This is a genomic window from Melioribacteraceae bacterium (assembly GCA_030584085.1).
GTDB lineage: Bacteria > Bacteroidota > Ignavibacteria > Ignavibacteriales > Melioribacteraceae > SURF-28.
The window spans coordinates 1,998,828-2,012,432 of record CP129490.1; the positions used below are offsets into that span (position 1 = coordinate 1,998,828).

Genomic DNA, 13,605 nt, shown 5'->3' on the forward strand with positions numbered 1-13,605 from the left:
CACTTCCAACTTTATGAACTTTTTGACTTTACAAACTTTACGTACTCTGATTTATTCTTGTTCCACAATTATCAAGATGAATTTCTTCTACGGATGTGATAACAGCTTCTTTACCCCCACCTTGAACAAAATTAACCGCAGCTAGAACTTTCGGGCCCATACTTCCGGCTGCGAATTCACCAGCTTCAAAATACTTCATGATCTCGGGAACTGTAATTTGGTCTAGTTGTTTCTGTCCAGGTTTATTGAAATTAACATATACCTTGGGAACATCCGTGATAATATAAAATGCATCAGCACCGATTTCATTTGCCAAAAGTGCAGAAGCTAAATCTTTATCGATTACAGCTTCGATAGCTTCAAGATGTTTATCTTTATGCCTGAAAACCGGAATACCGCCACCACCGGCTGCAATAACGATGTTACCTTTTTTTGCTAAATATTTTACGATTTTTTTGTTTAAAACATCAATTGGCTTTGGTGAAGCTACAACTCTTCTCCATCCTCTTTTTCTCGGATCTTCTTTGAATTGCCAATCATTAGCTTTTGCTAAAAGATCAGCTTCTTCTTTGATATAATATGGACCAATCGGTTTAGTAGGATTTTGGAATGCAGGATCTTCCCTATCAACTAAAACTTGTGTTATTAGAGAAACAACATTCTTCTTCATCTTTTCTTCATTCAGAACATTCAACATCATTCGTTCAATCATGTAACCGATTCCACCTTGAGAATCGGCTACACAAATATCGAGCGGCATCTTAGCAATTTTGTATTTTTCATAACCGGCTTCATTTCTCAAAAGAATATTTCCTACTTGCGGACCGTTTCCATGAGTAATGATAAGGTTAAAATCTTGCTTTAATAATCCAATTATTTTTTTACAAGTATCGTATGTATTTTTTTCTTGCTGCTCAATAGTACCAATTTCATTGCCGCGGAGTAATGCGTTACCACCGAAAGCGACAACTGCTAACTTTTTCATAAGATTCCTTTTTCTATCAATACTTTTTCAACCGTATTCTGTCCGATCTCTTGAAGTTCATATTTTACTCTAGTCGAAGGTTTGTTGATTTTCAAGATTCTTCCTAAATCAATCGGTGTTCCGATTACGACGGAATCACATTCGACTTTATTTATAGTTTCTTCAAGATCTTTCATTTGCTGCTCACCATAACCCATAGCAGGTAATAAAACTCCAATTTCCGGATATTTTTCATAAGTCTCTGTGATTGATTTTACTGTATAAGGTCTTGGGTCAATAATTTCAGCGGCACCTAATTTTTCGGCAGCAACAGTACCTGCACCATATTGCATTTCTCCGTGAGTTAATGTCGGTCCATCTTCAACTACTAATACCTTTTTATCACGAATATATTCCGGATGGTCAACAAACAATGGAGAGGCAGCTTCAATTACTGTAGCTTTTGGATTAACTTGTTTGATGTTTTCCATAACTTCTAAGATATCTTGACCATCGGCAGTTTCTACTTTGTTGATAACAACGGCATCAGCCATTCTTAATGAAGTATTGCCGGGATAATAGTACAACTCGTGTCCAGGTCTGTGAGGATCGGCAACTGTAAATGTAACATCTGCATGATAGAATGAAGTATCATTATTTCCGCCATCCCAAAGAATAACATCAGCTTCTTTTTCAGCTTCACGTAAAATCGCTTCATAATCAACACCGGCGTAAATAATTCCACCTAGAGCGATATGTGGTTCGTACTCTTCGATTTCTTCAATCGTACATTCATGTTTTTTAAGATCTTCTAGAGTTGCAAATCTTTGTACTTTTTGTTTTACTAAATCACCGTAAGGCATTGGGTGACGAATTGCTACTACTTTCTTACCTGCTGCTCTTAACAATTCGACAATTTTTCTTGAAGTCTGAGATTTTCCACATCCGGTTCTAACAGCAAGAACCGAAACAACCGGTTTTGTGCTTTTCACCATTGTCTCAGCTGCGCCCATCAATCTGAAAGAAACTCCGGCAGCATTTACGATAGAAGCTTTTGTCATAACATAATCAAAAGGAACATCGGAATATGAGAATACAACTTCATGAACATCGAATTTCTTAATTAAATCAACAAGTTCACTTTCTGCATAAATTTTAATTCCATTTGGATAAAGTTTCCCAGCTAATTCTGCTGGGTACTTACGATCATCAATATTAGGAATTTGAGTAGCTGTAAATGCTACAACGTTATAGTCTTCATTATCTCTGAAATAGACATTGAAGTTGTGGAAGTCACGACCGGCAGCTCCCATAATAAGTACATTCTTCTTAGACATTTTTTCTCCTTTTTATTCAACTGTTACACTTTTTGCGAGATTTCGCGGTTGGTCAACATTCAATCCCTTCTTAACGGCTATGTGATAAGCCAATAATTGCAGCGGTATCACACTTAGTACCGGCATAAGCATTGGGAGTGTTGACGGAATTTTAATTGTTTGTTCAACTAGTTCATCGATCTTACCATTATCATTATTTGCGACAGCTATAATTCTACCACCTCTTGCTTTTACTTCTTCTATGTTACTAATTACTTTTTCATAAACAGAATCTGTTGGTGCAATAAATACAACGGGCATGTTTTCATCAATTAATGCAATTGGTCCATGTTTCATTTCTGCGGCTGGATAACCTTCAGCGTGTATGTAAGAAATCTCTTTTAACTTAAGTGCCCCTTCAAGAGCAACCGGGAATTGATAACCTCTTCCGAGGTATAAGAAATTATTCGCATTGACAAACTTCTCCGCCACCAATTCAATCAAATCATTTTGACTAAGAATTTCTTTGATTTTATTAGGTAGTTCTTGAATTGCTTTTGCTAATTCTTTCCCTTCAACCATACTCATATTCTTCTTTCTTGCTAGTAGAAGAGTAATTAATGAAAGTACTATAAGTTGTGAAGTGAAAGCTTTTGTTGAGGCAACACCAATTTCGGGACCGGCATGAATATACACTCCGGTATGTGATTCTCTTGCTATTGTGCTTCCAACCACATTTACAACTCCAACACATAATGCCCCTTTACGTTTTGCTTCTTTAAGTGCAGCTAGTGTGTCAGCAGTTTCACCACTTTGAGAAATAAAAATTACGGTATCTTCTTTTGAAAGGATTGGATTTCTATATCTAAACTCTGATGCATATTCAACTTCAACAGGAATATCTGCAAATTGTTCAATCATATATTCGGCAACTAAACCGGCATGCCATGAAGTACCACAAGCACAAATAATGATTCGCTTTGAATGAGCAAGTCTATCTTCATAACCGATTAAGCCGCCAAGTTTTGCCAAACCTTCATCTAGAATTAATCTTCCACGCATCGAATTGAAAACTGATTCCGGTTGTTCCATAATTTCTTTCAGCATGAAATGTGGAAATCCACCCTTAGTAATTTCATCGATGTTACCATCAACTACTTCTATTTCCTTCTTGAGTTCTTCATCGAAAAGTGTTTTAACAACAAATCTGTCTCTGTAAATTTCAGCTATTTCATTATCCTCTAAATATACGACTCTATGTGTATGGGCAATCAATGCGTTTACATCGGATGCGATTAAATTTTCATTTTCACCGACACCTATCACCAATGGCGAACCTTTTCTGGCAACAACAATTTTATCGGATTCTTCTTTAAAGATCGCTGCAATTCCATAAGTACCTTCTACTTTTGCAAGTGCAAGCCTAACTGATTCGGTTAAATTCTTCCCACGTTTAAGGAAAGTATCAATAAGATTTACGAGTACTTCAGTATCCGTATCACTTACAAAATCATAACCTTCAGTTTTTAGACTCTGTTTGAGAACTGAATAATTTTCAATAATACCATTATGTATAACTAAAAGAGTTTTATCATTATTAAAATGAGGATGTGCATTAACTGTATTAGGAACACCGTGTGTAGCCCACCTAGTATGTCCAATCCCAATTGTAGAATTCAAATTAAATTCTGCAATGTGATTTTCCAGCTCACTTACTTTTCCTTCAGTTTTATATACTTCGGCGGAAACATCACCAAGAATTCCAACTCCCGCAGAATCATAACCTCTGTATTCTAAGCGCTTTAAGCCATCTATAATAATAGGCACACTATTTTTATTTCCGATATATCCAACAATACCGCACATATCTTACTCCTTTAAATAATTGATAAAAACAAAAGAAATGAATGTTAAAGATCTGGACAATGCCGTAACAGCATTGGATTGAGTTTTTGGAGGTAAAATTTTTCTTCGCCTGAAAAATAATTCATAATAATTTGAAAATATTTGATCTGTAAATTCAGAAAATTTGATTAGATTATCAAGGTAAACCGACTTCCATGTAACTTTATTTTGGTTTTGATTTATATCATAATTAACCAAAATTGGTATTCAACGGAACCATGACTCAAAGGCTATTGATCGACTGCATTTATCGATTTCCGAAAATTAAATTGAATTAAAATCGAAGCAGAATATCTTGATTTTGAAAAATCAAAGAAGTATTTTTGTGATTCTTTGCGAGAGTGGCGGAATTGGCAGACGCGCTAGACTTAGGATCTAGTGCCGCAAGGTGTGGGGGTTCGAGTCCCCCCTCTCGTACCATCTTCCTTCATTAATAAATTTCGAGGTCAAAATTGGATTCAAAAGTTAATGTGCTTGGTAGTTATGAGCATGAATTAGAAGTGACGTTATCATATGATGAAATAAAAAAAGATATTGAAGAAGCTTATACAAAGGAAAGAAAAAAAATTGAGATGCCCGGCTTTCGCAAAGGCAAAGTTCCTATGTCAATGTTGAAAAAAGTTTACGGCGAAGCAATTGAATATAAGGCAAGCGAATCTATTGCTCAAAAGAAATTTTGGGAAGTATCCGATGAATTGAATCTTAAACCTCTCAGCATGCCTCAATTGACCGATATTGATTTCCAAATTGGAGAAAAACTTTTTTTCAAAGTTAAATACGAAGTTAAACCGGTAATCGAAGTCAAGGATTACAAAAATATTGAGGTTGAAAAACCCGTCTTCAAAGTAAAAGAAGAAGATATTGAACGTGAGGTCACAAATCTTCTTAAATCTCAAGCAGAGTTCAAAGAAGCCGATCAAATTACAGATGAGAAATTTCGAGTAAAGGTCGATCTTCAACGTATGGATGATAAAGCGCTTCCTATTGTCGGCCAGAGTCAGCAAGATATGTTGATTGATTTAAGTGAGGCAAATATTAATCCGGCTATTCTTGAAAGTTTGATGAACAAAAAAGTCGGCGATGAATTTAAATTCGATTTTGTTGATGAACACTATCACGGTGAAGAACTTCATCGCGAAGAGTTCAAATATTCCGGAACTGTTAAAAGTATAGAACAAATTGTTCTTCCTGAGGTAACCGAAGAGTTATTATCCAAGATTTCCAGATCAAAAGCAAAATCCCTAGATGAATTTAAACAACAGATAAGAGATAATTACAAATCCTATTACGATTCGCAATCTGATAATATTGTTATGAACTCTCTAATAAATAAAGTTGTTGAGAATAATAAGTTTGATGTTCCTCCCGGTTATGTTGAAACGATTTTGAATAACTTAGTGGAATCAGAAAAAGAAAATGCAAAACGTCAAAAAATGATGCACACTTTTGATGAGAATGGGGTTCGAGAATATTTGAAACCACGATCAGAATGGAATGCAAAATGGCAGATTATTATGGAAAGTATTGCCGAAAAAGAAAATATAAAAGTAGAAGATTCTGATTTAGAAAAATTGGCAGAAGATGAAGCAGTTAAAACGGGCATCTCAAAAGAGAAGTTGATGAAATTCTATAAAGATTCAAATAGAACTATCGGTATATTAGAAGATAAAGTTGTCAATTTGATTAAAGAGAATGCGAAAATAAAAGAAATTGACCCAGAAACCAGAGCAAAAGAAAAAAAGGATAAAAAATAATGTCTGATAAAAAATTTGAAATTTATAATCAGTTAATTCCTTATGTAATTGAACAAACCGGTCGCGGTGAACGTGGAATGGATATTTTCTCACGTTTACTTCGTGAAAGGATAATTTTCTTAGGTACTGCTGTTGATGATCATATTGCAAGTTTAATTATTGCTCAATTATTATTTCTTGAAGCAGAAGATCCGGAGAAAGATATTTATTTATATATAAACTCGCCGGGCGGAAGCGTTTCAGCCGGATTAGCAATTTATGATACTATGAAATACATTAGAGCAGATGTATCAACAATTTGCGTGGGATTGGCAGCAAGTATGGGTGCGGTTTTATTAGCCGGTGGCGAAAAAGGTAAAAGATCTTCTCTTCCCCATTCAAAAATTATGATTCATCAACCTTGGGTTGGTGGATTATCCGGACAAACTACTGATATTGAAATCCATGCCAAAGAAATGATAAAGACACGTGATACAATTTATAAAATTTTAGCAGAACATACCGGTAAAACAGTGGAACAGATTGCAAAGGATTGTGATAGAGATTATTATCTCACTTCAGAAGAAGCTAAAGGATATAAGTTAATTGATACGGTCTTAGAAAAAAGAAAATTACCGGGAACAAAGAAAGAAGAAAAATAAATATTCTCATAAGCTTTAAAATAGAAAACCCCATCAAAATTTGATGGGGTTTTTTATTGACTAACTTCCTCTGATTACTTTAGAAGTATCATCTTTTTAGTCTGATTGAAATGAGTACCGTTCATTCCTTCTGCATTAATATTGTAAAAATAAATTCCGCTGCTTAAAGACGCGCTTACAGCATCCCATCTTAATTCATATGAGCCTGCATTCATAAAACCATCTTTTAACACAGCAACTTGTTCACCAAGAATGTTAAATATTTTTAGAGAAACATTTGCATTAACCGGTAAACTAAAACTTATAGTTGTAGATGGGTTAAATGGATTAGGATAATTTTGCGAAATTGAATAGACATTAGGTAATTCATCATTTCTAACGTCAATTTCAACTCCGGTTATAAAATCTGAATTACCGGCATATTTAAGTGATCTGGCTAATAAGGTATCTCTTGCTGCCGCAGAAATCTTATCTAAACCATCGCCGAAAAGTATAAATTTCCAACCTTCAGCTTCGTTTTGACTTCTAACAGCGGCAATATTATTAGAATCGGCATCACTAGTACCATAATAAAAAACTCGATCAACAGTACCTTTTCGTGCATCACTTAGTTGTAATAGATCTTTACCGGCGCCAACCATTAGTGAACTTATACCGTCTCCAATAATGTCTCCTTCAAATCCACGTGCTCTTAAGGCTGAAGAATTACCTACATGCACTACACCAGCATATTCGGTAAATAAACTTGACGTACTATCTGTAAATTCAACAATGTTTCTTCCGGTCATGATAAGACGTTGTCCCTTTGCTAAATGATTCTCAAGTAAAGTAACGTCCTCTTCATTCAAATTGGAAGTAGTATCACCACCGGAAACCCAAAAGATTGTCAATGGATCACTGAACTCATCTAATAATTCAGCTGATGGAGCACCGCCTTTTTCATCAATACTCCATTCAACATGACCATAACCAAACTTTTGAAGAACATTTCTATAATCAAAGGAATAAACTGAATTGGCTACATCGTAAATGAAGAGCAAATTAGCTGGATCAATATTAACATCTAGTGTCGAATTTGTTGAACCTACCAATAAACTATCCATTACGTAGTAAGGCTCAAATGGAGGATCAAAAAAGAACTCTACTGTATAATATGCATTGGAAGGAACTTCGAAGGAAAATGTACCATCTGATGCCGCGACTGCAGATTGAGTTTCATTTTCATCACCAACCCAAGTAACTTTAACCTCAGGTTGAATTGGTTGATTTGTTTTTGCGTTTGTAATTGTTCCAGCAAGATTTACTCTCGCTGTCTTTGTTAATTGAAAATCAGCCTCAAATTGTTGTGTGTCTCCGAAACCAACAGGAGTATTAAAATCTACATTAGTAACTTCGGAAGGTTCATAACCAAATTTCTCTACATGAAATGAAAAAGCTTCGGTGTTTATAGCGAAAAGAAATGTTCCATCAGAGAGAGTTGGTGCTTCAGTAAATACTTCCCCTGGACGCATATCTCTGCCTGCTGCATTTTCAACATCTCCAACTTGAGCAGCGTAAGTTCCTTCATTAAAAACTAATTTAGCATTCTCAATTGGTTCATCAGTATCTGCATCAACAATGCTTCCTAGAAGTAAAAAGTTTGGATAGATTGCAACGGTTCCCATTTCATCGTGTAAGAACAACTGATGTTTTTGAGTTCCAAACCCTACCGACCAGAACATAACTTGAGATGGTAAATTAGGACCGCAACCTGCAGATCCGCCACCGTTTGCGTTTCCTGCATCACCATGATGCATCAATCCAAGATGATGACCGATCTCATGAAGAGTTATTGTCAACAAATCCATTTGATTCGGACTTCCGTTAGTTGCCGGTGGATAACCAGCGGCATTGTAAATATAATCTGACTCTACTGCATGGTAACCACCTACGTTTGAAGTGATTGTTCTGCTAAATGCAATTGTATTCGAACCTTGAGTAAAATTATCATAGTTAGAGTCAAAGTAAAGCAAATTGATTCCATCGGTTTGCGGACCGTTTGCATTTGTTCTTGCACCAAGATCAAATGCAAAATAAGAACCCTCAACTTCATTCCACATATCAATTGCTTGTTGAACTACCGGATCGTATTCAGTTGGTGTATCAACATTCATCTGAATAACAAGAGGTAGATCTTCCGCCCAGTAACTCCGGTAAACACCAGCTGAATTTGTGATAATACAAAAACCGACAATTGTTGCGGCGATTATTGATATAAATATTTTTTGTGATAATGTTAGTTTTTTCATTTTCATTTTCCCCCTACTCTCTTACCGATAATGATTTTACTTTTGAAGATAATTCGGAAAGTGAGTATTCACCCTTTAAATCCTCACCAACTTTTTTCTGAATCGATTCAACGAACTCGATATTATTAAATCCATTAACTGCATACTTAACTCCACCGGTTTCAACAACAGAATAACCACCAATTGCAATTGAATGAATCCAGTAATTCCCTTTCCAGTCAACTAAGAAAAAGAATACTTCGTCACCAACTTCATAAACCGGTTGACCGGCAACTTCATCCGAATAAGCACCAACAGAACCGCCCATTTGCTTCACAGTGATTGTTGATTGTATACCGTTACCTTTCACAACATCATAGACTTGCAATGTTAGGTAAGTGTTTATTTGTTTATCTTCCCAAACCGATACTTTGTTAATTACTTTGCCATGAACTATGACTTGGGATTCTTCTGTAATTTCCTCAAGTGTTGCTTTCTCGACTACCAATCCACTCACTGTAAGTGAAATTAATAGTAGCGAAAACAACAAGGATTTTCTTGCATTTCGATACATAACTTACTCCTAGTTTATATTATTATATAATGAGATGAAAAAATTAGAATAAAATTCTCGCCCGTTAAAAAGTTTTGCAAAATACTTTTCTCATTACTTTTAATCAAGATTAAAATTATTAGCTCACTATTATGACTATCTGCCGATTAATGGAAATGAATGTCCGTAAATATAAAATGCTTGGTTAATAAATTTTAACAAACAAAATAAATTTAATAGGACTACTTTGTAACAATTAACTTATTTTTTTTTATTTTGTCACATCAATAATTCAATAAATGCTGAATGGAAATTAAACCGAAGATTGACTTAGTCCAAAAATACACTTCTCTGTTTGACGCGGCTAAAAATGGGAAAGATAATTTTGTAAATGTTATTTGTAATTTTTTAGTAAATGAATTCCATTACCAATCCGTGATACTTTTTCGGGTACTTGAGAATAACTTATTTCAAGTGCTGGGGAAGTCTAATAATGCTCGCAAGAATTATTTAATAGGTAGTGAGTTTACATGCAGTGTCTGCAATGTAACAAAGGCTAAAGGCACTTCTTTTTATTCAGATTCTAAATGTGAACTTCAGATTTCAGAATATTTGGTTTATGAAATTTGTTCTAAATTTGATTTCACACAAAAAGATTCTGCTCTCCTAAAAGTTGCAAAGAAGTCTGCTTTCACCCAAAATGATTTAGATGAATTAAAAAGAATTTCAGAATTTATAAAATACCTTTTGAAAGTTTGGGTAGAAGCCAAAGGTGGTAAATTTTCTGTATCTGAGAAATCTTATTATGAAATAATTTCTGAAACTGTATTAGGTTTACGAAATCCCGTTAATTCAATTATCGGATTTATATCAATACTTAATGAAGATAATTTAACTTCTTCACAAACCGAGTATGCACATACAATTAAAAAGCATGCTCAAGATCTTCTGTGCTCAATAAACGATTTACTTGATATAACAAAATTTGAATCCGGTTCCATTTCCATTGAGTTGAGGAAAATTAATCTACGCAAGTATTTAAATGAATTTATTGATACTCAGCTTAGCAAACATGATGATTCAAAACTGCTAATAGAAATTGATATTGATAAGAACATTAACGAAGTACTGATAACTGATCTTCAAAAGTTACGATATGTTCTGCAAACTATATTATATGCATCTCAAAAATTTTGTAATAATGGTATAATTAATATCAGTGTTGTTCAAAATGATAATGAGAAAATTCAGTTTAGTATCTCATCGAAAAACGGTGGGATAAACGTTAATGAAAATTTCAATCTCTTCAAGCCGTTTGAAGCTTTGAAAATAGAATCGCTGCGCGAGACAAATATTACGGCTTTAAGCTTCACTTTGGTTGAAAAATACATTAATATATTGGGTGGAGAAATTTTCTTTTCCGCCACTGATAATAAAGGTTTTTATTTTATCTTCACAATAAAGGGTGAAACAATGTCCCAAATAGAATCAACCTTATCTAGTTTACCAAAACCGGACAAACACAACAAAGTTCTTGTTATTGAAGATGATTATGCAACCTCAAGATTGCTGACAAACTACTTGAATAAGTGGGGTTACGAACCTATTGTGGTCAACACAGAATCGCAAACAATGGATGCGGTTGAGCGTGAACACTTATTAGCTATTCTGTTGGATATTGAACTCCCGACCACGAATGGTTTAGAATTATTAAAGAAATTAAATGAACATCCAAAACTAAAAAATACACCTGTTATAGTTTCTGCTGTTGAAGCAGATCAACAAAAAGCTTATATGTTGGGCGCGGTTGAGTATTTTATTAAACCTATTAATTATAATTATTTGGTAGAAGTATTAACAAGTTATAAACTCCGAAAGGATTCCAATATTCTTTGTGTTGATGATGACTTACCGACTCTTAATTTATTGGAACAAGCAGTAAACACAGCCGGTTATTATGCTATTGCAGAAAATGTTTCTGCGAAAGTAATGGATCGGATAAGAGATAAAGATATTGACCTTGCAATTGTTGATCTGGATATGCCCCATCCAAATGGTTTTGAGTTGATAAAATTAATTAAATCAGAAAAAAAATTCGCAAATCTTCCAATAATAATTTATACCGGTAAAGAAAATTATCAAGAAGACTTAAAACAAATTGACGGTTTATTTGAAGAATTATTAAGTAAAAAAAGTACTAACATCGAGGACCTACAAGAAGTGATGAACTCGATGATAAATCGTTATGAAACTCCTCCGCCAGCGCAAGAAGTAATCGATAAGGTAGATGTTATAAAAATTTTATTAGCGGAAGATTATAAACATTCCCAGATTATTGTAACACGCTTATTGAAAAAGAATAATTTCGAAAACGTAATTGTTGTTGATAATGGCGAAGATGCTCTCAACTTTGCAAAAAAAGAAATTTTTGATCTTATTCTTATGGACATGCAAATGCCTATCATGAATGGTTTTGAAGCAACGGAAAGCATCAGGAGACTTGAAGGTTATAAAGATACTCCAATAATTGCTTTAACCGCCTTTGCAATGAAGGGCGATAGAGAAAAGTGCTTAGAAGCCGGTGCAACAGATTATATACCAAAACCGATTGATAGCAAAGAGTTTATTGAGAAAGTAAAATATTATACAAAGTCTGAGGCTTAAAAGCAGCTCACCTCAATTTTCTCTCTCTAATTTAATTTTATTATTTTTGTGGTTTACAAAAATCGCTAGGTATTTTTCTATGATTAGTGACACGGTAAGAGTACGTTTTGCCCCAAGTCCCACCGGATATTTACATGTTGGAGGATTGCGAACCGCACTTTATAATTATTTATTTGCCAAAAATAATAACGGGAAATTTATTCTTCGAATAGAAGACACCGATCAAAACCGTTATGTTGAAGGTGCTGTTGAGAATTTAATTACAACAATGAACTGGGTTGGATTAAATTATGACGAAGGTCCGGAAGTTGGTGGTGAATTGGGTCCATATTTTCAATCTGAAAGATTAGCAATCTACAAGGAGCACGTTAATAAATTAATTGAAAAAGGTCATGCATACCATTGTTTTTGTTCAAGCGAAAGAATTCAAGCTTTACGTGAAGAACAGCAAGAAAAAAAACTACAAGCAAAATATGATAAACATTGTTTGAATTTATCCAAAGAAGAAATTAATCATAAATTAGAATCAAATGAGCCATACGTAATAAGATTGAATGTCCCACCCAATCAACGAATTATAATTGAAGATATTGTGCGTAGTCAAGTTGATTTTAACAGTGAGACCGTCGATGATCAAATTTTGATTAAAAGTGATGGATTCCCTACTTACCATCTGGCAAATGTAGTTGATGACCACCTAATGAAAATTACTCATGTGATTAGAGGCGAAGAATGGCTATCCTCTACTCCAAAACATGTTCTGCTTTATGATTTCTTCGGATGGGAAAGACCTAGATTTGCACATTTACCTTTGCTGCTAAATGCGGATAAGTCCAAACTCAGTAAACGTCAAGGAGATGTTGCGGTTGAAGACTATCAAAAGAAAGGTTATCTAAAGGAAGCACTCATCAATTTTGTTGCTTTACTTGGTTGGAATGCCGGTGACGATGTTGAGATTTATAACTTGGATCAATTGATAGAAAATTTTTCGCTTGAAAGAGTTAATAAATCCGGTGCAGTTTTTAACGTCGAAAAACTTGACTGGCTGAATTTTGAACATCTCAAAGCAAAATCGAATTCAGAAATTCTTTTAATGTTGAAAGAGGAATTAAGTTCTTCACAATATGCTCAAAACAATTATTCGGATGAATTCCTGCTTAATGTTATCGAATCGATGAAAGAGAGAGTAACTTTCGTAAAAGAATTCATAGAGAAAAGTTATTACTATTTTGAAAGACCAATTTCTTATGATGAATCTGTAATTCAAAAAAGATGGAAGGAAGAGACACCGCAACAATTGATAGCATTTCGAGATGAGATACAAAAATTGGAGAATCCAACCAAAGAAGATTTTGAAAACGCATTGCGCACAACAGCAGAAAAATTAGATGTAGGTGCCGGTAAACTTATTCATCCGGTTAGATTAGCTGTTTCTGGAACTGGTCAAGGACCCGGAGTATTCGATCTTCTTTTTATTCTTGGTAAGGATGAAGTTATTGACAGAATTAATATTGCATTAGAAAAAATAAAAGTGAATTAAT

Annotated in this window: 9 protein-coding genes and 1 tRNA gene; 5 read left to right on the plus strand and 5 right to left on the minus strand. The window is 34.4% G+C overall.

Annotated features, from left to right (window positions below; genetic code table 11):
* Window positions 1–37: 37 nt before the first annotated feature.
* Genes arcC through glmS form a run of 3 tightly spaced genes read right to left on the minus strand, consistent with a single transcriptional unit; the run spans window position 38 to window position 4,146 of the window.
* Window positions 38–985 carry a carbamate kinase gene (gene arcC / locus QY331_09150; GenBank protein ID WKZ68119.1) on the minus strand — a complete coding sequence of 316 codons (948 nt, stop codon included), beginning with the start codon at window positions 983–985 and terminating at the stop codon, window positions 38–40.
* Window positions 982–2,301 (minus strand): cyclic 2,3-diphosphoglycerate synthase, encoded by a 1,320-nt coding sequence (locus QY331_09155; protein ID WKZ68120.1) that lies wholly within the window; start codon window positions 2,299–2,301, stop codon window positions 982–984. The genes arcC and QY331_09155 overlap by 4 nt, the downstream gene beginning before the upstream one ends.
* 12 nt (window positions 2,302–2,313) lie before the next feature.
* Entirely contained in the window at window positions 2,314–4,146 is a 1,833-nt protein-coding gene (glmS, locus tag QY331_09160; protein ID WKZ68121.1) for a glutamine--fructose-6-phosphate transaminase (isomerizing), read from the minus strand.
* A 374-nt stretch (window positions 4,147–4,520) separates the two neighbouring features.
* On the opposite strand from glmS, the gene QY331_09165 reads away from it, so the two are divergent.
* The 3 genes from QY331_09165 to clpP all read left to right on the plus strand — a co-directional run bounded on the left by QY331_09165 (window position 4,521) and on the right by clpP (window position 6,580).
* Window positions 4,521–4,605: transfer RNA gene (locus tag QY331_09165), tRNA-Leu, on the plus strand.
* A 32-nt stretch (window positions 4,606–4,637) separates the two neighbouring features.
* Window positions 4,638–5,939, plus strand: coding sequence for a trigger factor (tig, locus tag QY331_09170; protein ID WKZ68122.1), 1,302 nt, complete (start codon window positions 4,638–4,640; stop codon window positions 5,937–5,939).
* Window positions 5,939–6,580, plus strand: a complete 642-nt coding sequence (gene clpP, locus QY331_09175; GenBank protein WKZ68123.1) for an ATP-dependent Clp endopeptidase proteolytic subunit ClpP — start codon at window positions 5,939–5,941, stop codon at window positions 6,578–6,580. Before tig ends, clpP begins: the two co-directional genes overlap by 1 nt.
* A 74-nt stretch (window positions 6,581–6,654) precedes the next feature.
* Here clpP and QY331_09180 read toward each other — a convergent pair whose 3' ends face one another.
* Both QY331_09180 and QY331_09185 read right to left on the minus strand, forming a co-directional pair.
* Entirely contained in the window at window positions 6,655–8,868 is a 2,214-nt protein-coding gene (locus QY331_09180; protein WKZ68124.1) for a zinc-dependent metalloprotease, read from the minus strand.
* Between the two features lie 13 nt (window positions 8,869–8,881).
* Window positions 8,882–9,421: a hypothetical protein gene (locus QY331_09185; protein WKZ68125.1), complete on the minus strand. Its 540-nt coding sequence runs from the start codon at window positions 9,419–9,421 to the stop codon at window positions 8,882–8,884.
* A 285-nt stretch (window positions 9,422–9,706) separates the two neighbouring features.
* On the opposite strand from QY331_09185, the gene QY331_09190 reads away from it, so the two are divergent.
* Window positions 9,707–12,064, plus strand: coding sequence for a response regulator (locus tag QY331_09190; GenBank protein WKZ68126.1), 2,358 nt, complete (start codon window positions 9,707–9,709; stop codon window positions 12,062–12,064).
* 79 nt (window positions 12,065–12,143) lie between these two features.
* Window positions 12,144–13,604 carry a glutamate--tRNA ligase gene (gene gltX / locus QY331_09195; GenBank protein WKZ68127.1) on the plus strand — a complete coding sequence of 487 codons (1,461 nt, stop codon included), beginning with the start codon at window positions 12,144–12,146 and terminating at the stop codon, window positions 13,602–13,604.
* Window position 13,605 lies beyond the last annotated feature (1 nt).